The following is a 21,678-nucleotide window of genomic DNA, read 5'->3' as shown; positions in this document are numbered from 1 at the left end:
TCTCAGATCTTCAGAAATCGGAGTACGGCGAGCACCCTGCGGTGGTCCTTCTCCTCGCCGGAGAGTTCGAGCTTGGTGAAGATGTTGTTGATGTGCTTGCCGACCGCCCCCTCCGACACGGTCAGCGCCTGCGCGATCCCGGCGTTGGAACGGCCTTCGGCGATCAGGGCGAGCACCTCGTGCTCCCTGCGCGTGAGCAGGTCGAGCGGATCGCTGTGCCGGCGCAGCAGGAGCTGGGCGACGACCTCCGGGTCCAGCGCCGTGCCGCCGCCCGCCACCCGGCGCAGGGCGTCGACGAACTGCTCCACGTCGGCCACCCTGTCCTTGAGCAGATAGCCGATGCCCCGCGTCTCGGTCGACAGCAGCCGGGTGGCGTAACGCTCCTCGACGTACTGCGACAGCACCACGATGGGCAGGTCGGGCCGCTCCCTGCGCAGCACCAGGGCGGCGCGCAGCCCCTCGTCGGTGTGCGTCGGCGGCATCCGGACGTCGGTGACGACGAGGTCGGGCCGGTGCTCGTCGACGGCGCGCAGCAACTCCTCCGCGTCGCCCACCGCGGCGACCACCTCCAGGTCCCAGGCGCCGAGCAGCCGGATCAGCCCCTCCCTGAGCAGCACCGAGTCCTCGGCCAGCACTACACGCACGGCAACTCCACCTTGATCGTCGTCGGCCCGCCCGCCGGGCTGTCGATCTGCAGTGTGCCGTCCACCGAGCGGACCCGCTGGGCCAGCCCCCGCAGCCCGCTGCCGCCGCTGGTGTGCGCCCCGCCCCTGCCGTCGTCGCGCACCACGACGGTGAGCACCTCGTCCTCGCGCCGCACCACCACCTCGGCCGATCCGGCCCGCGCGTGCTTGGCCACATTGGTCAGCGCCTCCGACACCACGAAGAACGCCACGGCCTCGATCGTCGGCGACACCCGCTCGGCCACGTCGACGCGCAGCCGCACCGGGAAGGAGGCCCGGGTGGCCAGGCCGGACAGGGCGGCGTCGAGGCCCTGGTCGTTGAGTACGGCGGGGTGCAGGCCGCGGACGAAGTCGCGTAGCTCCTTGAGGGCCTGTTTGGCCTCCTCGTGCGCGTTCTCGATGGCCTCGCGCGCGGGGTCGGGCAGGTCGGTGAGCGTGGCTCTGGCCATGCCGAGGTTCATCGCGAGCGAGACCAGGCGTTGCTGGGCGCCGTCGTGCAGGTCGCGTTCGATGCGCCTGCGCTCGGCGTCGGCCGCGTCGACGACATCGGCCCTGCTCTCCTCAAGCGTCTCCACACGCCGGGCGAGAGTGTCGCTGAGCGCCGGGCCGAGCAGCGCCTCGGCGGCCAGTGTGTCCAGCGCGGTGACGCCCCTGACCAGCCAGGGCCCGGCGACGAACAGGGCGGCGGACGAGGCGGCCATGATCGAGGCCTGCATGGTGTTCTCCAGCACGAGGTGCTGGATGCCGAGCCCGAGCAGGATCAGCGCGCCCGACCAGGCGCCGATGACGATCGCGGCGCCGATCCCGGTGATCACGATGGTGAGCAGGTGGTAGGCGAGCTGACGCCACAGGCTCCTGATCCGGATCCACTGCAGCAGCCTGGCGGGCAGCCGCCCCTGCGTGCGCACCTTGGCCGTCGGCGGGATGTCCAGGTCGAGGAAGGCGGCGAACCGGTCGCGCTGCAGCCGGGTCAGCAGCCTGATCGAGACGAACACCAGCGGCAACGCGACCAGCGGCACCACCACGGTCCAGACGAGCACCACCGACACCACGCTCAGCCCGACGATCAGCAAGGCCCCCAGCCCGCCGATCGGCACGCCCATCGTGATGTGGGCGGTCCCGATCCAGGCCGGGGCCGACCAGTGACCCCTGATGCGATCCCAGGGGCTGCGCAACTCGCTCATGGCTCACAGAGTAAGGAGCGAGGCGACACGACCGACATGGGCGTGGCATCCGCGAAAAAGGGGGCCCAGGCACCCCTTGCCTCAGCCGCCCCGCGAGCGATAGACGATGTAGGGCCGGAACAGATACCGGACGGGCGCGGAGAAGGCGTGCACCAGCCGGGTGAACGGGAACAGCATGAACAGCGTCATCCCGATCACCGCGTGCGTCTTGAACGTCCACGGCGCCGCCACCATGGCCTCGGCGTCGGGCGAGAGCACGAACACACTCCTGAACCACGGCGACACCGTCTGCCGGTAGTCGGCCTGCTCGGTCAGCGCGCCCAGCGTCGTGGCCAGCAGCCCGGCCAGGATCGCGCAGGTCAGCACGACGTACATCAGCTTGTCGTTGCGCGTCGTGGCCAGGAACACCGGCCCGGTCGTGCGCCTGCGATAGATGAGCAGGGCGATTCCCGCCAGCGTGCCCAGCCCGGCCAGGCCGCCGAGCACCCAGGCGACCCGGTGGTAGGTCTCGGGCGACACGCCGATCGCGTCGGTCCACGAGGCCGGGACGAGCAGCCCGACGACATGCCCGGCGATCACCATGAGCAGCCCGTAGTGGAAGACCGGGCTGGCCACCCGCAGCAGCCTGCTCTCGTACAGCTGCGACGAGCGCGTGGTCCAGCCGAACTTGTCGTAGCGGTATCTCCAGACCAGCCCGCCGACGAGCACCACCAGCGTCACGTACGGCAGCACGATCCAGAACGCGATCTCGGCCCACGTCATGAGTACCCCCCGAGCCCCACGGCCTCGGCCGGAGGCCCCTGCGCCGCCATCCGCTCGGCCGCCGCGCGCTCGGCCTCGGTGATCGCCGGAAGCGTCGCCGCGACCGCCCCGACCACCTGCGCGTACGGCGAGCCGCACTCGGTCAGCGCCGTGCCCAGCAGGTCGAGCCCGGCCCGGTGCTCACGCAGGATCGCGGCGCCCGACGCCTCCAGGGCGGCGAACTCCAGCACCACGGGCAGATGGTCGGGCAACTCGTCGGCGCACAGGTCCCAGCCCGCGGCGTCGTACCTCTCCTTGAGCGCGGCCAGCGAGGCGCCCCTGCGCCGGGTGTCGCCGTCGGCGTAGTAGGTGAGGTAGAGGCAGCAGCGCCTGCGCAGGTCGAACGTCTCGACATAGTGCGGCGCGAGCCCGGCGGGACCGAGCGCCGCGGCGCTGTCGAGGAACGGCCTGAAGGACGGGCCCGCCGCCGCCTCGACGAGCGGCAGCCGCTCCCAGAACCTGGCGTCCGGGTAGCTCAGCAGGTGGGAGGCGGCCTGCCACACGACGGCGCTCACGGGTTCCTCCTCGGCGGGAACAGGTTCTCGGGGGCGCCTCTGCCGTCCCAGTTGAGCAGGTTCAGCCGCTCGGCCGTGACCTCCTCGCCGGTCTGGCGCTGTCTGAGGCCGTGGAAGGTCTCGATCGACACCGGGACCGGCCTGCCCGACGCCTCGCCGAACGGGCCCTGCATGCCGGGGCCGCCGTCGTAGTCGAGGCTGCAGCCCGGCTCGTCGACCGCGCCGGGCACGACGCCCGCCGCCGTCGGGATCACATAGCGGTCCTCGTACTTGGCCAGGGCCAGCAGGCGGTACATGGCGTCGATCGCCTCGGCGTCGAGCCCGGCGTCACGTGCGATGGCCGGGTCGGGCTCCTCGCCCAGATTGACGGCGCGCATGTGCGAGCGCATGGCGGCCAGGCGGCGCAGCGCCAGCCGTACCGGCTCTGGGTCGCCCGCGGTGAAGAGTTCGGCCAGGTAGCCGACGGGGATGCGCAGGGACTCGATGGCGCCGAAGAGGTTGCCCGCGTCCTCGCCGTCGTGGCCGGTGCCGGCGAGGGCGTCGACGACGGGCGAGAGCGGCGGGATGTACCAGACCATGGGCAGTGTGCGGTGCTCGGGATGCAGCGGCAGCGCCAGCCGGTGCTTGACGATGAGCTCGCGCACCGGCGACCTGCGGGCCGCCTCGACCCACTCGTGCGGCACGTCGGAGGCGGCCACCGCCGGGTCGTCAGGATCGACGAAGATCGACAGCTGCGCCTCGTACAGGTCCTGCTCGTTCTCCACCGATGCCGCCTGCGTCACCCGGTCGGCGTCGTAGAGCAGCACGCCCAGGTAGCGCAGCCGTCCCACGCACGTCTCCGAGCACACCGTCGGCAGCCCGGCCTCCACCCTCGGGTAGCAGAACGTGCACTTCTCCGCCTTGCCGCTCTTGTGGTTGAAGTACACCTTCTTGTACGGGCAGGCGGTCACGCACATGCGCCAGCCCCTGCAGCTGTCCTGGTCGACCAGCACGATGCCGTCCTCGGCCCGCTTGTACATCGCGCCCGACGGACAGGCGGCCACGCACGCGGGATTGAGGCAGTGCTCGCAGATCCTCGGCAGGTAGAACATGAACGCCTGCTCGAAGTCGAGCTTGATCTGCTCGCCGATCCGCTCGACGATCGGGTCCTGCGCGGCGAGCGCGGGCCCCCCGCCCAGGTCGTCGTCCCAGTTGGCGCTCCAGCGAACCTTGGTCGGCTCGCCGGTCAGCAGCGACCGGGGCCGTGCGACCGGCGTGTCGTCCGACAGCGGCGCGCTGGTCAGCGTCTCGTAGTCGTAGGTCCACGGCTCGTAGTAGTCCTGGATGGCCGGCATGACGGGATTGGCGAAGATCGACGCCAGCCGTCGCAGCCGTCCGCCCGAGCGCAGCCGCAGCCGTCCGCCCGGTCCGCGCACCCAGCCGCCACGCCACTTGTCCTGGTCCTGGTAGCGGCGGGGATAGCCCTGGCCGGGCCTGGTCTCGACATTGTTGAACCAGACGTACTCGACACCCGGCCTGTTGGTCCACGTCTGCTTGCACGTGACCGAGCAGGTGTGGCAGCCGATGCACTTGTCGAGGTTCATCACCATCGCCAGCTGTGCCATGACGCGCATCAGTAGCTCACCTCCTGCGAGCGCCGCCTGATGACGGTGATCTCGTCGCGCTGGTTGCCCGTGGGGCCGAGGTAGTTGAAGGAGTAGGACAGCTGGGCATAGCCGCCGATCATGTGCGTCGGCTTGATCAGCACCCGGGTCAGCGAGTTGTGGATGCCGCCGCGCCTGCCCGTCGCCTCCGACTTGGGCACGTCGACCACCCGCTCCTGGGCGTGGTACATGTACACCGTTCCCTTCGGCATGCGGTGGGTGACGATCGCCCTGGCCACGGCCACGCCGTTGCGGTTGACCGCCTCGATCCAGTCGTTGTCGGCCACCCCGATCGCGGCGGCGTCCTCGACCGACATCCAGATCGTCGGGCCGCCCCTGGACAGCGTCAGCATGATGAGGTTGTCCTGGTACTCGGAGTGGATCGACCACTTGGAGTGCGGGGTGAGGTAGCGCACCACGATCTCCGGCCCGTTGGGACCGAGCCTCGGCTCCCCGAACAGCTCGGTCATGTCCAGCGGCGGCCGGTAGACCGGGAGCGCCTCGCCGTACTCGTGCATCCAGTCGTGGTCGAGGAAGAAGTGCATGCGGCCGGTGAGGGTGTGCCACGGCTTGTCGTGCTCGACATTGATGGTGAAGGGCGAGTACCGCCTGTCGTGCGCCTCCTTGCCGGACCATTCCGGACTCGCGCCCACGTGTTGCGGTCTGGCCTGGGTGTCGGAGAAGACGATGCGCAGGTCGGAGTGGATGAGCGCGCTCATGTCCGTGCCGGTGCGCTCGGCGAGCTCGGCGAAGCCCTGGGCGGCCAGGCGGCCGTTGGTGGTGCCCGACAGGGCCAGGATCGCCTCGCACGCCTTGGCGTCGGTGTCGAGCAGCGGCCTGCCCCTGGCCACCCCGCGCGCGGCCAGCCCGCACCGCTGGCCGAGCCAGGCCACCTCCTCGCCGGGATGGAAGGTCAGCCCCTTGACCGGCAGCCCGGCCCCTTCGGCCAGCGGCCCGAGCGCGGCCATCTTCTCGGCCACGGCCCCGTAGTCGCGCTCGACCACCACCAGGTTCGGCCACGCGTCCCGCTCGGGCGCCCTGCCACCCGGCTGGGCGATCTCCCCGGGCGTGTCGTGCTGGTACGGCACCGCCACCACGTCCTTGCGCACGCCGAGCCTCGGCCCGGCCATCGCACTGAACGCCTCGGCGATCGTGTGGAAGGCGGCGAAGTCGGTGCGCGTCTCCCACGGCGGGCTGATCGCCGGGTTGAACGCATGGACGAAGGGATGCATGTCGGTCGAGGACAGGTCGTGCTTCTCGTACCAGGTCGCGGCGGGCAGCACGATGTCGGAGAACAGCGTCGTCGAGGTCATCCGGAAGTCCAGGGTGACCAGCAGGTCGAGCTTGCCGCGCGGGCCCTTCGGGTCGGGCAGGTTGGAGTCGGCGCCGAGCAGGTGGTGCAGGAAGTACTCGTCGCCCTTGGCCGATGAGCCCAGCAGGTTGGAACGCCAGACGGTCAGCACCCTGGGCCAGTTGCGCGGATCGTCGGGATCGTCGACGGCGAACCGCAGCCGTCCTTCGGCCAGCTCCTTGCGCGTGAACTCCACCGGGTCCTCGGCCTCGCCCAGGTCCAGCGGGTTGCGGTCGAACGCCGGAGCCATCGGCATCCAGCCGTGCCGCACCGCCTGGGCGACCAGGTCGGCCGTGTGCCTGCCGGTGAACGAGCCGTCGCCCAGCGGCGAGGTCAGCACCCCGGCGTCGAAGGTGTCGTAGCGCCACTGCCCGGTGTGCAGGTACCAGAACGGCGTGCCCGGCGTCTGCCGTGGCGGGCGCGACCAGTCGAGCGCGCCCGCGAGCTGCGCCCACCCGGTCGAAGGGCGGCACTTCTCCTGCCCGACGTAGTGCGCCCAGCCGCCGCCGTTGACGCCCTGGCAGCCGGTCAGCAGCAGCAGCGAGAGGAAGGCGCGGTAGATCGTGTCGCCGTGGAACCACTGGGTGGTGCCCGCGCCGAGCACGATCATGGCCCGTCCGCCGCTGCGCTCGGCCGTGTCGGCCAGCTCCCTGGCGATCCTGGCCGCGCGCTCGGCCGGGACCGAGGTGATGGCCTCCTGCCAGGCGGGCGTGTAGGGCTGGGAGGCGTCGTCGTAGCCGGTGGGCCACTCGCCGGGCAGGCCCGCCCTGCGCACGCCGTACGCGGCCAGCATCAGGTCGAAGACCGTCGTCACCAGGTGGCCGCCGACGCGTTTGACGGGCACGCCCCTGCGCAGCACGCCGGGGCCCTCGTCGAAGCGTGGCAGCAGGACCTCGGCCGCCTCGTCGCCGGGGTGCAGGGTGAGCAGGGGGTCGTGCTCCAGCTTGAGGTTCCAGCGGCCCTTGCCCGACTCGCCCCAGCGGAAGCCGACCGAGCCGCCGGGCACGACGGGCTCGCCGCCGGTGTCCATGTGCACGGTCTTCCACTGCGCGCCCTCACCGGTGTCGCCGAGATCGGCGGCGGTGAGGAACTTGCCGGGCACGTAGGCGCCGTCCCGCTCCACCAGGCGCACCAGGAACGGCAGGTCGGTGAAGCGCTTGACATAGTCGGTGAAATACGGCACCTGCCGCTCGACGAAGAACTCCGTCAGCAGCACGTGCCCCATGGCCATGGCCAGCGCCCCGTCGGTGCCCGGCCGCACCGCGAGCCACTCGTCGGCGAACTTGGCCGCGTCGTTGTAGTCGGGCGCCACCACGACGACCTTCTGACCCCGGTAGCGCGCCTCGGCCATCCAGTGCGCGTCCGGCGTGCGTGTGACGGGCACATTGGCCCCCCACAGCACCAGGTACGCGGCGTCCCACCAGTCGGCCGACTCCGGCACGTCGGTCTGGTCGCCGAAGACCTGGGGCGAGGCGACGGGCAGATCGGCGTACCAGTCGTAGAAGGACAACATCGTGCCGCCGACCAGCGAGACGAACCGCGACCCGACGGCGTGCGAGACCATCGACATCGCGGGGATCGGCGAGAACCCGGCGATCCGGTCCGGCCCGTAGGCCTCGATCGTGTGCACGTGCGCGGCGGCGATCATCTCGCTCGCCAGCTCCCACGTGATGCGGACCAGGCCGCCCTTGCCTCTGGCCCGCTGGTACTTCTCGCGCTTGGCCGGGTCGGTGCTGACCTCGGCCCACGCCTCGACGGGGCCGAGACCTCGCGCCCTGGCCTCGCCGTACATCTGGACCAGGACGCCTCTGGCGTAGGGGTAGCGCACGCGGGTGGGGGAGTAGGTGTACCAGGAGAAGGCGGCGCCGCGCGGGCAGCCGCGTGGTTCGTACTCGGGGCGGTCGGGGCCGACGCTCGGGTAGTCGGTCTGCTGGGTCTCCCAGGTGATGATGCCGTTCTTCACATACACCTGCCACGAGCACGAGCCGGTGCAGTTCACACCGTGCGTCGAGCGCACCACGCGGTCGTGGCTCCAGCGGTCGCGGTAGAAGACGTCGCCTTCCCTGCCGCCCGACAGGAAGACCGTGCGCAGGTCGGCGCTCGTCGGTGAGCGGCGGAAGAAGCGACCGGTCTTGAGGAGAAGCTCCTCGGCATTGGACCCCATGTGAGCAGTCCATCACACACAGTTACGATTCTTGGTATAGGGGGGACTCATGTCGGTTGATCTTCGCTCGGGGCAGGTCCGCAATCTCGTGCTGGCCACGGCCGCCTTCGCCATCACGTTCTGGGCCTGGAACCTGATCGGGCCGCTGTCGGGCAGCTACAGCAAGCTGCTCGGGCTGTCGGCGACCCAGACGTCGATGCTGGTCGCGGTGCCCGTGCTGGTCGGCTCGCTCGGCCGCATCCCGGTCGGCATCCTGACCGACAAGCTCGGCGGCCGGGTGATGTTCGCCGCGGTCTGCTTCGTGACCATCGTGCCCGTGCTGTTCGTCGGCTGGTCCGACTCCTACGCCTCGCTGCTGGCCTGGGGGTTCGTCCTCGGCGTCGGCGGCACCTCCTTCGCCGTCGGCGTGCCGTTCGTCAACGCCTGGTACGAGGCCTCGCGGCGCGGTTTCGCCACCGGCGTGTTCGGCGCGGGCATGGGCGGCACCGCACTGTCGGCCTTCCTCACGCCGAGGCTGGTCGAATCGCTCGGCCGGGGCACCACCCACGTGCTGATGGCGGTGGCACTGGCCGCGATGGGCGTCGTCATGCTGCTGGCCAGCCGCGACTCGCCCGCCTGGACCCCGGCGACCGCGCCCGCGCTGCCCAGGATGCGCGCGGCGACGAAGCTCAAGGCCACCTGGCAGTGCGCCGGGCTCTACGCCGTGGCGTTCGGCGGGTTCGTCGCCTTCTCCACCTATCTGCCGACCCTGCTGCAGAACGTCTACCACTTCGCCCAGACCGATGCCGGGCTGCGCACGGCCGGGTTCTCCGTCGCCGCGGTGCTGGCCAGGCCGCTCGGCGGCGTGCTGTCGGACCGGGTCGGGCCGGTGCGGGTGCTGACCGTCGCATTCGCCGGGGCCGTGGTGATGGCGGTCGTGCTGTCGTTCGGGCCGCCGATCGAGGTTCCGGCCGGGGCCAGTTTCGTGCTCATGGCCTTCTTCCTCGGGCTCGGCACGGGTGGTGTCTTCGCTCTCGTGGCCAAGCTGGTCGAGCCTTCGCGGGTGGGCACGGTCACCGGTCTGGTCGGCGCGGCGGGCGGTCTCGGGGGCTATTTCCCGCCCCTGGTGATGGGCGCGGTCTACTCGGCGACCGGGGCGTACACGGTCGGCTATCTGCTGCTGGCCGCGACCGCTCTGGCCGCCCTGCTGTACACGGTCGCCGCCTTTCGGCACGTCAAAAATTGATTTGCCTGGTCAGGGTGTTGTTTGTCAGCCTGGGTGAGTTATGCGCACCCTTCCTCAGGCCGATCCCGGCCCTCCTGACATCCGTGGGCCGCTGCGATACCTGATCTGGAACGCGCGTATGCAGTCCGGTCCGCTCGCCGCGGGCATCACCTACGCCATCCTGTGGTGGCTCGGCCAGGCCTTCGTGCCCTTCGTCCTCGGCAGGGGGATCGACGCCATCACGGCGGAGGACGCGCGAGCGCTGCTCATCTGGTCGGCCGTGCTGTTCGGGCTCGGCCTGCTGCAGGCGGCGATGGGCGTGATGCGGCACAGGATGGCCGTCTACAACTGGCTCTCGGCCGCCTACCGCACGGTCCAGCTCACCGCCAAACAGTCGGCCAGGCTCGGCGCGACGCTGCCCAAGAGGCTGTCCACCGGCGAGGTGGTCAGCGTCGGCAACTCCGACATCTCGCATATCGGCGGCTCGATGGACATCCTGCTGCGCGGGACAGGGGCCGTCGTGGCGATCATCACGGTCACCGTGATCCTGATCTCCACGTCGCTACCGCTCGGCCTGATGGTCCTGGTGGGCGTGCCGCTCATGACGGTCGCGGTCGGCCCGCTGCTCAAGCCGCTGCACCGCCGTCAGCACGCCCACCGCGAGCTGCAGGGTGAGCTGTCCAGCAGGGGAGCCGACATCGTCACCGGCCTGCGCGTGCTGCGCGGCATCGGCGGCGAGCAGGTCTTCCACGAGCGCTACCGCGCCGAGTCGCAGCGCGTCAGGCATGCCGGGGTCAAGGTCGCGGGTGTGGAGTCGCTGCTCGAAGGCGCCCAGGTGCTGCTGCCCGGCATCCTCATCGCCGTCGTCACCGGCTTCGGCGCCTCCTACGCCATGAACGGCTCCATCAGCGCCGGTGAGCTCGTCTCCTTCTACGGCTACGCCGTCTTCCTCATCGGGCCCATGCGGACCATCACCGAGGCCGCCGACCGCATCACCAAGGGCGTGGTCGCCTCCAAGCGCGTCATCCGCATCCTGTCCATCGAGCCGGAGATCGACGGCGGCGCGGGCGAGAGCGACGGCGGCCTGCTCTACGACCGGGCCAGCGGCGTGCGCGTCAAGCCCGGTGTGTTCACCGCACTCGCCGTGTCCTCGCCCGAGGACGCCATCGCGATCGCCGACCGCCTCGGCCGCTACGCCGAAGGCGATGTGACCTTCGGCGACGTGTCGCTGGCCGACCTGCCGGTCGCGGACGTGCGCTCGCGCATCCTGGTCGCCGACAACAACGCCAGGCTGTTCACCGGCCCGCTGCGCGACGAACTCGACGTCAGGGGAGCGGCCACCGAGCAGGAGGTACGCCAGGCGCTGCACGCCGCCTGCGCCGAGGACATCGTCGAGGCGCTGCCCGACGGGCTCGGCTCCTACGTGGCCGAGGCCGGGCGCGAGTTCTCCGGCGGCCAGCAGCAGCGCCTGCGGCTGGCCAGGGCGCTGGTCACCGATCCGGAGGTGCTCATCCTCGTCGAGCCCACCAGCGCGGTCGACGCGCACAGCGAGGCCCGCATCGCCGACCGGCTGGCCAAAGCCAGGGCCGGCCGTACCACGCTGGTCTGTACGAGCAGCCCGCTCGTGCTGGACCGCACCGAGCACGTCATCTACGTGGAGGAGGGCAGGGTGGTCGCCGAAGGCGGGCACAGGGAGCTGCTCGCGACGACGCCCGCCTACCGGGCGAGCGTGACCCGAGGGGAGGACTGACCATGGCGAAGGAGATCCTGCCGATCGCCGACAAGGCGCAGGTGCGCGCCTACGCGCGGCGGCTGACGCTGAAGTACCCGCGCGATCTGACGTTCGCACTGGCCCTGCACGGCCTGGCCGCCGTGGCCGGGCTCGCCGTCCCCTGGATCATCGGCAACCTCGTCCAGGACGTCAAGGACGGCAGGCAGGTCAGCGTCGCGCTCATCGGGCTCGGCATCGCCGCCTTCCTCGTACTGCAGTCGGTGCTGGTGCGCTTCGCCGTCTACGCCTCCTCCAAGCTCGGGGAGAAGGTGCTCGCCGAGCTGCGTGAGGAGTTCGTCGACAAGGTGCTCGCCCTGCCGCTGTCGACGGTCGAGCGCGCGGGCTCGGGCGACCTCATCACCAGGACCTCGCGCGACGTCGACTCGCTGTCGCGCACGGTCAGGCACGCGGTGCCCGAGACGCTGATCGCGGTGGTCACCTTCACCATCAGCGTCGGCGCGCTGCTGCTGGTCGGGCCGGTGCTCGCCGCGCCGATGCTGCTGGCCGCGCCGCTCCTGTGGTTCTCCACGCGGTGGTACCTCAAGCGGGCGCGCGACGGCTACCTGGCCGAGAGCGAGGCCTGGGCCGACCTCACCGACGGCCTGGCCGAGACCGTCGAGGGCGCACGCGCCGTCGAGGCGTACGGCCTGCAGCAGCGCCGCCGCGACCGCACCGACAGGGACATCACCGGCTCGTGGAAGGCCGAGCGCTACACGCTGGGCCTGCGCGTGCGGTGGTTCCCGGCGGTGGAGCTCGGCTATGTCATCCCGATCACCGCGACGCTGCTGGTCGGCGGCCTGCTCTTCATGAACGACTGGGTCACGATCGTCCAGGTCACCTCGGCCACGCTGTACGCCCAGCAGCTCGTCGACCCGCTCGACAGGTTCCTCATGTGGATCGACGAGCTCCAGGTCGGCGGTGCGGCCATGTCGCGTCTGCTCGGCGTCGCCAATGTCACCGACGACCGCACGCCGGGCTCCGCCGTGCCCAAGGGGGAGGAGATGCGCGCCGACGACGTGCGTTACTCCTATCGCGAGGGGCACGACGTGCTGCACGGCGTCTCGCTGACCGTGGCGCCCGGCGAGCGGCTGGCCATGGTCGGGCCTTCGGGCGCGGGCAAGTCGACGCTCGGCCGGTTGCTGGCCGGTATCCACGGCCCGCGCACCGGCGAGGTCAGCGTCGGCGGCGTGCCGCTGGTCGACCTGCCGCTCGACGACCTGCGCGGCCATGTCGCCCTCGTCTCGCAGGAGCACCACGTGTTCAGGGGCACGCTGCGCGACAACCTGCTCATCGCCAGGACCGACGCCTCGGACGAGGACGTCACGGCCGCACTCGGCGCCGTCGACGCGCTCGACTGGGTCCACGCGCTGCCCGACGGACTCGACACCGAGGTGGGCTCGGGCAATGTCACCATCTCGCCCGCGCACGCCCAGCAGCTGGCCCTGGCCAGACTGGTGCTGGCCGATCCGCACACCCTGGTCCTGGACGAGGCCACCTCGCTCATCGACCCCCGTGCGGCCCGCGACCTGGAGCGCTCGCTCGCGGCCGTGCTCGAAGGGCGCACGGTGATCGCCATCGCGCACCGCCTCTACACCGCGCACGACGCCGACCGGGTGGCCGTGGTCGAGGACGGCAGGATCAGCGAGCTGGGCTCGCACGACGAACTTGTCGAGGCGGGCGGGTCGTACGCGGCCCTGTGGTCGAGCTGGAACGGCGGCGGCACCCGCTGACGGCGGCGCACCTCGCCGGACATTCGTGAAGGGGCGGCCCGCTGGGGGGTCGCCCCTTCATATCTTCAGGTTCTCTAGGTGATGTTGAGCGACTTCTTCAGGAAGTCCACCTGAAGGAGCAGCAGGTTCTCGGCCACGACCTCCTGCGGCGTCATGTGTGTCACGCCCGACAGCGGCAGCACGCTGTGCGCGCGGCCGACCGACAGCAGTGCCGACGACAGGCGCAACGTGTGCGCGGCCACCACGTTGTCGTCGGCCAGACCGTGGATGAGCAGCAGCGGGCGCTCCAGCTTGGCCGCGTCGGCGAACAGCGACGAGCCGTCGTAGACGTCGGGCTGCTCGTCGGGGTGGCCGAGGTAGCGCTCGGTGTAGGCGGTGTCGTAGAGCCGCCAGTCGGTCACCGGCGCTCCGGCGACCGCCGCGTGGAAGATGTCGGGCCGCCGCAGCACGGCCAGCGCCGCCAGGTAACCGCCGAACGACCAGCCCCTGATGCCGACCCTGGTCAGGTCGAGGTCGTCGGGGTACTGCGCGGCCACACCCTGCAACGCGTCGACCTGGTCGTCCAGGACCGGGGTCGCCAGGTCGTTGAGCACGGCGCGTTCGAAGGCCGGGCTCCTGCCCGGCGTGCCCCTGCCGTCGATCACCACGACGGCGAAGCCCTGCTCGGCGAACCACTGGCTGGTCAGGTACGAGCCCTGCGCGGCGAGCACCCGCTGGGCGTGCGGCCCGCCGTACGGGTCGAGGAGGACGGGCAGGCGGCGGGAGCCGGGCACGTGCCAGGAGGGGAAGACCACGGCGGTGGCCAGTTCGCGGCTGCCCGAACGGCCGAGCGAGACGCGCAGGTCCAGGCCGGGGCGCTCGGCGAGCGAGGCGACGGACACGGCGCGGCCGTCCTTGCGGATCACCCAGATCGCCACGCCCTCGCTGTCGAGCGTCTGCTCGGTGAGCACGCCGACGCCTCCGGACAGGCGGCCGGAGTACACGCCCGCCTTGGTGGAGACCGGCAGCAGCGAATGGCCGTCCCAGGTCCACAGCTGGATCTCGGCGGGGTCGCCGCTCGCCCTGAACAGCACGGTGTCGCCGTCGATGTCGAGCACGTCGCGCACGTGCAGGGTCGGTGGGGTGACCGCGCGCTCGCCGACGAACAGCCGGTTGCCGCCTTCGGACTGGGCGATCCAGACCAGGGAGCCGTCGTCGAGGTGGCCGGGTACCCCGCCGAACACGTCGACCCAGGCGGCGTCGGAGTCCTCGCGCACGATGACCGACTCGCCGTTGCCCGGGTCGACGGTGAGCAGGCGTACGACCTTCTGGTCGCGGGGCATCGTCACGATCGAGAGACTGTGGGCGTCCCAGGTGACGGCGGTGACGTACTCGTGCGCGAACGGCACCTCGACCCTGGAGCCGTCGAGGCCGAGCACGAACAGCTCGGCGATCGCGTTGGGCGTGCCCGCAGACGGGTAGCGCTGGGGGACCGGCTCCCTGTCCGGGTTGGCCGGGTCCGCGATGTACCAGGTCTGGACCGGGGCCTCGTCGACCCGCTCGACGAGCAGTTTGTCGCTGGTCGGGGCCCACCAGTGGCCGCGGAAGCGGTCGAGCTCCTCGGCGGCGACGAACTCGGCCAGGCCGTAGGTGACGGTGGTGCTCTCCGGTTCGGCGAGCGTGCGGTCCTCGCCGGTCGCGAGCTCCTGCACGTGCAGCGCGCCCCCACTCACATAGGCGACATGTCGCCCGTCGGGCGAAAGGCGGGGGTCGATGACCGCGCCCTGCGTCACCAGGGTCCGCGTCGCCGTACTGGCGAGGTCGGTGACATACAGCCCTCCGGCCAGGGCGAACACCGCCGTGCGGGCCTGGGTGTCGGTGGAGTAGGCGACCACGCCGCCCGCCTGCTCCCGGCTGCGCTCCCTGCGCGCCCGTTCCTCGGGTGGCAGATCGCCTTCGTCGGCGTCCAGGGCCCTCGGATCGACGATCAGGCGTTCGAGCTCTGTGGTGGTGTCGAGCTCCCACAGGCACGTGACCGGGTCGGTGCCCGAGGTCGTGCGCAGGAACAGCACTCTGTTGCCGTCGGGGGCGATGGTGAACGACCGGGGCACTCCGAGGGTGAACCGGCGGGTCCTCGCGTGCAGGCGCGGGAAGCTCTCACTCATGCCCCCAATCCTGCCAGCAACATCCTTATGGTCCATCGGCGGTGTCGATCTATCGGCGTTGGGGGGGTTGGGGTTGTTTGGGGGGTATTGCAGGATTGGCTTCGGTGGGCGGGGTTACCCTCGAAGGCATGAATGATCGACGACTGTTGCTCGTGCACGCCCATCCCGATGACGAGTCGATCGGCACGGGGGCGACGATGGCGAAGTACGCCGCGGAGGGGGCCCAGGTCACGCTGGTCACCTGCACGCTGGGGGAGGAGGGGGAGGTCATTCCGGCGGAGCTGGCGCACCTGGCGGCCGACCGCGACGACACGCTCGGCTCCCATCGCATCGGCGAGCTCGCCGAGGCCTGCAAGGCGCTCGGCGTCACCGATCACCGCTTCCTCGGCTCGCCCGGCCGCTGGCGCGACTCCGGCATGATGGGCGTCTCCTCCAACAAGCGGGCCAACGCCTTCTGGCAGGCCGACCTCGACGAGGCGGCCGGCGAGCTGGTCAAGGTCATCCGCGAGACGCGTCCCCAGGTGCTCGTCACCTACGACGAGAACGGCTTCTACGGCCATCCCGACCACATCCAGGCCTACCGGGTGGCGTGGCGGGCCTACGAGCTGGCCGCCGATCCGGCCTTCGGCGAGGGGGAGGCGTGGCAGATCGCGAAGTTCTACTTCACCGCACTGCCCAAGTCCGTCATGCGCCGGATGAACGAGGCCATGCGCGCCGCCGACATCGAGTTCTTCGCCGAGAACGTCGACGACATGCCCTTCGGCTGCACCGACGACGCCGTCACCACCGAGATCGACGCCAGGCCGTACGTCCAGGCCAAGCTCGACGCCATGCGCGCCCACTACACGCAGATCGCCGTCGACGCCCCCTGGTTCGCCCTGTCGAACAACATCGGCCAGGAGGCACTCGGCGTCGAGCACTACATCCTCCGCAGCGGCACCCCCGGCCCCGCAGGCCCCGGCCCCTCCACCGACTCCGGCGGCATCGGCGAGCCATACACGCGCGAGAACGACCTCTTCGCGGGCATCCACTAACCTCATCCCCCATGGAGCAGCACGCGGAAGCCGAGCACCACCCCGAGCGGAGCCAGGCCGAATCGGCGCTGGCGGGAGCCGCGTACGGGATGCTGTTCGTGCTCGGCGTGGTCATGGGCGTCGTCGGGGGCTTCACCCACGCCTGGTACGCCGGGGAGTGGCCGCTCGCCTCCGTCGTGTGGGTGCTCCTGCTGTTCGCCGTCATCCAGGGCGCGGGCCGCCTGATGGGCGGCAAACTCGCCGCCGTCGCGCCCGCGCTCGGCTGGTTGCTCGTCTCGGTCGCGTTCTCGTTGCAGCGCGTCGCCGGGGATCTGGTGATCGCGGGGAACATGGCGGGATACGTCTATCTGTACGGCGGCGCACTGGCGGCGGTGGTCTCGGTGCTGCTCACGCCGTCTCCCCAGGGGTCATGGCTGCTGTACGGCTCACCACTGGAGTCGCAGTCCCGGTAGGGACATAAAGTATGTAACGTGCACCTGTTTCTGTTGCGTCTCGGCACGGTCCTCCTGGGGTGGTTCGGGGGGCGGGGTGGGGCTCGTGCTGGGGGCCGTGGTGGAGGGCGTGGTGCGGGGGCGGGTGTTGGGGTGTTGGTGGGGTGGGGTGTTGCGTGGGTGATCGGGCGGGGTGTGTGGGGGGCGCGCTGTGCGTGAGAAGCCCCAGGAACCCGGGCAGACTCAGAAGCTTTCACAGCCCCAAGAGCGGCAGAAATCTCAGAAGCCTCCACGGCCTCTGGAGCGCCAAGGACCCCAAGAGCCCCGAAAGCAGCAGGAATCTCAAAAGCCCCAAGAGCCCCAGCCCCTCCAACCGCCCATCGACCCCGGCCTCTTCCGTAAGGTCATCGGGCGGTTCGCCACCGGTGTCACCATCGTCACGACCACCCTCGACGGTGTCGACCACGCCATGACCGTGAACTCCTTCACCTCGGTCTCCCTGACCCCCCTCCTCACGCTGTTCTGCGCCAAGAAAACCGCACGCCTGTACGACGCCGTCCTGGCCAGCGGAATCTGGGGCGTCTCGGTACTCCCGGTCACCATGCGGGACGCCTCCCGCTTCTTCGCGCGGCATGGGCGTCCGGTGGAGGAGCAGTTGGCCGGGTGGGCCTGGCACAGAGGGGCGTCGGGCGTGGCGTTGTTCGACGAGGCGATCGCCACCGTCGAGTGCCGTACCACGGCCGTGCACGACGCGGGCGATCACGTCATCGTCGTCGGCGAGGTGACCGCGCTCGCCACACCGTCGAACGCCGCCCCGCTCCTCTACCACGAGTCCCACTACACCGAACTGGCCCCGGACCCCACCCTCCCCTGACGCCGCACAGCCGAAGGCCCCGCCCGCGACGATCACGGACGGGGCCAAGGGACTACAAGGGTCAGCCCTGCCGTACCTCGTGGCGCTGGCCCAGGTTGGCCGCGCAGGAGGTGGGCAGGCCGCCGGACCTGCTCAGCCGGCCGTCGTTGCACTCGACCAGGTACCCGGTGCCCGCCCAGAAGGCGTCGACGCAGCCCACGTACAGGCACACGTCCGCGGCGGGTACGTCGACGCGGCTTCCGCGATCCTGGCAGTAGTGCAGGGAGTACGGATTGGCGGGGATGCCGCATCCGTCCGGCTGCAGTGCGCCTACCACCGACGGTTGCGGGCGCTGGACGGATCCGGCGTACGCGTTCGGGTCGCCGGTCGCGTTCGGGTCGTCCGAAGGCTCGGGGCTAGGCGGCGCGGTGACGGTCACGGTGACCGCAGGGGTGGCGGTGACCGTGACGGGAGGCGACGTGATCGTGACCGTCGCCGTCGGGGCCACGGTGACGGTGGCCGTCGCGGTGACCGTGGCGGTGGCCGTCGCCCGTACGGTGACCGTCGGCGCGGGGGCCGGTGTCAGGGTGACGGTCGGGCCGGTGGTCACCGTGGTGGTGGCCGTCGGCCTGGCGGTCACGGTACGGGTGGGCCACGGCAGCACCTTGACCGAGATGACGGGCTTGCCGCTCGTCTTGTACGTGCCGGAGCCCAGCTTCCTGGACGCCTTGCCCGCACCGGTCGTGACAGGCAGTTCGGTCGTCTCGGTACGGCAGGACGACTTCTTGCACACGCGCTGCTTCACGGTGAACCGTGCGGCCCCGCCGTACTTGATGGAAACGTCGAGGTAGGAGACGCCCTTCTTCTTGACGACCTTCGTACTGGCCGTGTAGGTGGACGCGGTCGGCGTCGGGCTCTGCGAGACGGGCAGCTGAAGCCTGCCGACGTCGTAGGGGTCTGACGCAGAGGTCGTGGTGACGGCGATGCCGCCGACCGCAGTGAGGGCAAGTGTGGCGACCGCAGCCGCCAAGATGACAAATCTCATGATCCTGGATTGGGGGAGAAGTCAGGACAGCGATCATTATCCCGCGATGCCACCCTCGGTCAACCGCCCGATCCGTTCCGCAATCCACCCTTCCGGGGGGAGGCGCATGATCGTTGGAGGGGCGACCGGGCATCGTACGTCGGGCGCTCGCCGTCGGGGTGACAGCGATCCAGCGACCCGCGAGACGGGACGCGGGGACTGCCCGAGGAGCGGACCACAAAGAAGGCAACAAGCGCCAAATCCAGCCGCCGCTCCGGCCGCCGGTCCTGCAGTCAGTTCGCCAGCCAGTTCGCCAGCCAGTACGCCGGGAGTTCGCCACCGACCCGGGCGGGCGGCTGGACGGCAGGCATGGCAGACACAAGGGGATCCGCGGCCCTCCGGAGCAACAGCAGCCAGCAGTCCACAGCCAGCAGCCAGGAGTCAGCAGGAGCAAGACGGCACCTCAATACCGCACCAACGCGAGACGTCACCGACGCTCATCGGCGGCTTCTCAACGACACTCTGGAGAGCAGACCCCGAACGCCCCAAGGTAGGCCAATCCGCAGGTCAGCACCATGACTACCGATGAGACGACAAGACCCCTGCAGCACCCGATAGCGGGAAATATCGACCATTACGAAGACTCGGCGACTCCCCCCAGTCCGCCCCAACCGGTACCCGACCCGACCCGTCCTTGGCCCGTCCCCGACCCGTCCCCGGTCCGCTCCCGGCCCGCCCTCTGGGAGCCCGCCGATTCAGATCACCCCCGCAGCCCCTCACGCCCCCGCAGGCTCCCCGCAACCCCTCACGGCTCCACGAAGTACCGCCCGTCGGACATCAGAGGCATCGCCCATCGAGCCATCGCCAGCCCTCACCGCCCACCCCAACCCTCGGCCCCCTCGGTCGCCCCCTCACGCCCGCCCACCCCAGCCCGGCGTCCGACCCGAAGCCCCTTCGCCCCCCCTCTCCCCGCCCGCCGCCCTCGAACCCCCACCCCCACACCACGCTCACCCACCCCTCGCAAGATCAGAGAAGCCCCACAAACACCCCCCAACCCCCAACCTGACAATCACCTGGCAATCTCACCATATCGGCCAGCCGATTCCCCGCCAAACCACCGAGAACCCCCCACACCCCACCCAACCCTCAGAAACACCACCCCCCTGAACACCCCCAGAAAGAGGCACTATCCAAAGAGGCCCACCACCCAAAGAAGGGCACCATCCAAAGTGAACACACCGGAGGGAGCGCCCACCCCATGCACACCAGCGACCCACCCCCCTCCCGCCTCCGGGCGAGGTACCGTGCCAGGCGGGTGGCCAACTACGCCAATCTCGCCACCCCGTTCGGCCTGCTGATCTCCCTCATCGGCGGCGCGAGGCGCGTACCCGGGCCCGACGGCCTGATCCTCGCCTACGGATACCGGTTCGCCTTTCCCATCGCGGGCGCGTTCACCGTGGGGAACGTCGTCCTGACCAAGCACGACGACACCTACCTCACCGAACGCCTGCTCCAGCACGAAGGGCGGCACGCCAGCCAGTGGGCCTGCTGTCTGGGGCTGCCGATGCTGCCGCTGTACGTGTTGTCGCTCGGGATCTCGATCGTGATCTGCGGTGACCAGGCCGCCTACAACCCCTTCGAACGGCTGGCCAATCTGGAGGACGGCGGATATCCGCGTAAGTCCCCATGGTGGAGATCGTCGACACGGGGGGATGACCACGTGTGATCGTCTCATCACGCCGGGGGAGCGCGTATGACACAGACCACGCAGCAGGCGCCACGCTGGCCTGACTCGTTCAGGGACAGGCTGACCTCTCCACTGCCTGCCTTCCGTGAGGTGCTGAGCGTCGCCTGGCACGGCGGATTCCGTACCGACATCGGCGACGCCGACCAGATCCCGGTCCTGCGCGAGGGCCTGCCCCGCCCGGCGGCGGGCGAGCACGCGATCACCTGGGTAGGCCACGCCACGTACGTCCTGCAGGTCGAAGGCCTGACGATCCTCACCGACCCGGTCTGGTCCCGCAAGATCCCCGGAGTACGGCAACGCCTGACGCCACCCGGTGTCGCCTGGAGCGACCTGCCGCGCGTCGACGCCGTGGTGATCAGCCACAACCACTACGACCACCTCGACGGCCCCACCCTGCGCCGCCTGCCCCGCGACACGCCGATCCTGGTCCCCGCCAAGGTCAAACCGTGGTTCACCAAGCGCCGTTTCACCCACGTGATCGAACTCGACTGGTGGGAGTCGGCCAGCGTCGGCCCGGTGACGTTCGACTTCGTGCCGGCCCATCACTGGAGCCGTCGCAGCCTGTTCGACACGTGCAAGACCCTGTGGGGCGGCTGGGTGATCAACCGCTCCATCTACTTCGCCGGAGACACCGCGTACGGCGAACGCCTCCAGGAGATCGGCGCCCGATTCCCCGGCCTGGACCTGGCCCTCATGCCGGTGGGCGCCTACGAGCCGCACGCCTTCATGAAGTCCCAGCACACCAACCCCGCCGAAGCCGTCCAGGCCTTCCTCGACGTCGGCGCCGTACGCATGGCCACCATGCACTGGGGCACCTTCGTCCTGTCCGGCGAAGCCCTCCTCGCCCCCCTCCACGAAACCCGCCAAGCCTGGACCGCCCACGGCCTCCCTCGCCCCAACCTCTGGGACCTCGCAGTAGGCGAGTCCCGCACCTTCACCCCGTGACCCCCACCCCCACCCCGTTCCACCGAAAACCGCTCCTCACCGGCACCGAAATGCAGCAAGTACGACATACGACTGCCCAATGCGTCATTTGCATTCCGGGCCGCCGTTTGGCTCGGCGAGGGCTACTTGCTGCAGCGCCGCTGGGGAGGGGGGAAGAGAAGATGAGGGACGAAGGGCCTGGACCCGAACAGGCTCTTGGACCGCTCTCCGGCAAGCCGACAGCGCCAGGAAAATCGGCCGCTCCGTCAATCGGCCGACTCAGAGGTAGACATTCTCCGCCAGGCAAGTCGCAGCCAAAACAAAGCTTCCCTCGCAGACAAACCGCGACCAAAAAAGGCATTCCGCTCAACGGTCACTCCCGAAACAGCGGCATTTCAGGCACCCAAGCCTTCCCTCACCCCAGCCTTCCCTCACCCTAGGCATCCCTCACAAGCGAGCCGTCCCCAAGCGCACT

Annotated in this window: 17 protein-coding genes; 8 read left to right on the top strand and 9 right to left on the bottom strand. The window is 70.3% G+C overall.

Annotated elements, in window-relative coordinates:
* Positions 1-2: 2 nt before the first annotated feature.
* The 6 genes from ACTWNK_RS38100 to ACTWNK_RS38075 all read right to left on the bottom strand — a co-directional run bounded on the left by ACTWNK_RS38100 (position 3) and on the right by ACTWNK_RS38075 (position 8,341).
* Positions 3-644: a response regulator transcription factor gene (locus ACTWNK_RS38100; protein ID WP_474309773.1), complete on the bottom strand. Its 642-nt coding sequence runs from the start codon at positions 642-644 to the stop codon at positions 3-5.
* Entirely contained in the window at positions 635-1,867 is a 1,233-nt protein-coding gene (locus tag ACTWNK_RS38095; RefSeq protein ID WP_474309772.1) for a sensor histidine kinase, read from the bottom strand. Before ACTWNK_RS38095 ends, ACTWNK_RS38100 begins: the two co-directional genes overlap by 10 nt.
* Positions 1,868-1,948: 81 nt before the next feature.
* Positions 1,949-2,629 carry a respiratory nitrate reductase subunit gamma gene (narI, locus tag ACTWNK_RS38090; protein WP_474309771.1) on the bottom strand — a complete coding sequence of 227 codons (681 nt, stop codon included), beginning with the start codon at positions 2,627-2,629 and terminating at the stop codon, positions 1,949-1,951.
* Positions 2,626-3,183 carry a nitrate reductase molybdenum cofactor assembly chaperone gene (gene narJ / locus ACTWNK_RS38085; protein ID WP_474309770.1) on the bottom strand — a complete coding sequence of 186 codons (558 nt, stop codon included), beginning with the start codon at positions 3,181-3,183 and terminating at the stop codon, positions 2,626-2,628. Before narJ ends, narI begins: the two co-directional genes overlap by 4 nt.
* Entirely contained in the window at positions 3,180-4,796 is a 1,617-nt protein-coding gene (narH, locus tag ACTWNK_RS38080; protein ID WP_474309769.1) for a nitrate reductase subunit beta, read from the bottom strand. The genes narJ and narH overlap by 4 nt, the downstream gene beginning before the upstream one ends.
* Positions 4,796-8,341, bottom strand: coding sequence for a nitrate reductase subunit alpha (locus ACTWNK_RS38075; protein ID WP_474309768.1), 3,546 nt, complete (start codon positions 8,339-8,341; stop codon positions 4,796-4,798). The genes narH and ACTWNK_RS38075 overlap by 1 nt, the downstream gene beginning before the upstream one ends.
* Before the next feature lie 49 nt (positions 8,342-8,390).
* On the opposite strand from ACTWNK_RS38075, the gene ACTWNK_RS38070 reads away from it, so the two are divergent.
* The 3 genes from ACTWNK_RS38070 to ACTWNK_RS38060 are packed head-to-tail and all read left to right on the top strand — an operon-like array spanning position 8,391 to position 13,046.
* Complete coding sequence (locus ACTWNK_RS38070) at positions 8,391-9,566, top strand: MFS transporter (protein ID WP_474309767.1); 1,176 nt, start codon at positions 8,391-8,393, stop codon at positions 9,564-9,566.
* Positions 9,567-9,606: 40 nt separating this feature from the next.
* Positions 9,607-11,295, top strand: coding sequence for an ABC transporter ATP-binding protein (locus ACTWNK_RS38065; RefSeq protein ID WP_474309766.1), 1,689 nt, complete (start codon positions 9,607-9,609; stop codon positions 11,293-11,295).
* Positions 11,296-11,297: 2 nt separating this feature from the next.
* Positions 11,298-13,046, top strand: a complete 1,749-nt coding sequence (locus tag ACTWNK_RS38060) for an ABC transporter ATP-binding protein (RefSeq protein WP_474309765.1) — start codon at positions 11,298-11,300, stop codon at positions 13,044-13,046.
* 74 nt (positions 13,047-13,120) lie between these two features.
* On the opposite strand, the gene ACTWNK_RS38055 is transcribed toward ACTWNK_RS38060, so the two are convergent.
* Positions 13,121-15,190: a S9 family peptidase gene (locus tag ACTWNK_RS38055; RefSeq protein WP_474309764.1), complete on the bottom strand. Its 2,070-nt coding sequence runs from the start codon at positions 15,188-15,190 to the stop codon at positions 13,121-13,123.
* Positions 15,191-15,318: 128 nt separating this feature from the next.
* Between ACTWNK_RS38055 and mshB the strand changes: the two genes are divergently transcribed.
* Both mshB and ACTWNK_RS38045 read left to right on the top strand, forming a co-directional pair.
* A complete protein-coding gene (gene mshB, locus ACTWNK_RS38050; RefSeq protein ID WP_474309763.1) occupies positions 15,319-16,224 on the top strand; it encodes an N-acetyl-1-D-myo-inositol-2-amino-2-deoxy-alpha-D-glucopyranoside deacetylase in 906 nt (301 codons plus the stop codon).
* An 11-nt stretch (positions 16,225-16,235) separates the two neighbouring features.
* A complete protein-coding gene (locus tag ACTWNK_RS38045) occupies positions 16,236-16,676 on the top strand; it encodes a DUF6113 family protein (RefSeq protein WP_474309762.1) in 441 nt (146 codons plus the stop codon).
* 232 nt (positions 16,677-16,908) lie between these two features.
* Here ACTWNK_RS38045 and ACTWNK_RS38040 read toward each other — a convergent pair whose 3' ends face one another.
* Positions 16,909-17,121, bottom strand: coding sequence for a hypothetical protein (locus ACTWNK_RS38040; protein ID WP_474309761.1), 213 nt, complete (start codon positions 17,119-17,121; stop codon positions 16,909-16,911).
* A 3-nt stretch (positions 17,122-17,124) separates the two neighbouring features.
* Here ACTWNK_RS38040 and ACTWNK_RS38035 point away from each other — a divergent pair, with 3 nt between their 5' ends.
* A complete protein-coding gene (locus ACTWNK_RS38035) occupies positions 17,125-17,529 on the top strand; it encodes a flavin reductase family protein (RefSeq protein ID WP_474309760.1) in 405 nt (134 codons plus the stop codon).
* Between the two features lie 61 nt (positions 17,530-17,590).
* On the opposite strand, the gene ACTWNK_RS38030 is transcribed toward ACTWNK_RS38035, so the two are convergent.
* Positions 17,591-18,553 (bottom strand): hypothetical protein, encoded by a 963-nt coding sequence (locus ACTWNK_RS38030; protein ID WP_474309759.1) that lies wholly within the window; start codon positions 18,551-18,553, stop codon positions 17,591-17,593.
* Between the two features lie 1,237 nt (positions 18,554-19,790).
* Here ACTWNK_RS38030 and ACTWNK_RS38025 point away from each other — a divergent pair.
* Entirely contained in the window at positions 19,791-20,258 is a 468-nt protein-coding gene (locus ACTWNK_RS38025) for a hypothetical protein (RefSeq protein ID WP_474309758.1), read from the top strand.
* Positions 20,259-20,285: 27 nt separating this feature from the next.
* On the top strand, positions 20,286-21,224 hold the full coding sequence (locus ACTWNK_RS38020) for an MBL fold metallo-hydrolase (protein ID WP_474309757.1): 939 nt from the start codon (positions 20,286-20,288) through the stop codon (positions 21,222-21,224).
* Positions 21,225-21,678 lie beyond the last annotated feature (454 nt).

The sequence above is a fragment of the Nonomuraea sp. IBHARD001 genome, from assembly GCF_056106265.1.
This window is presented reverse-complemented; position numbering and strand designations above follow the sequence as displayed.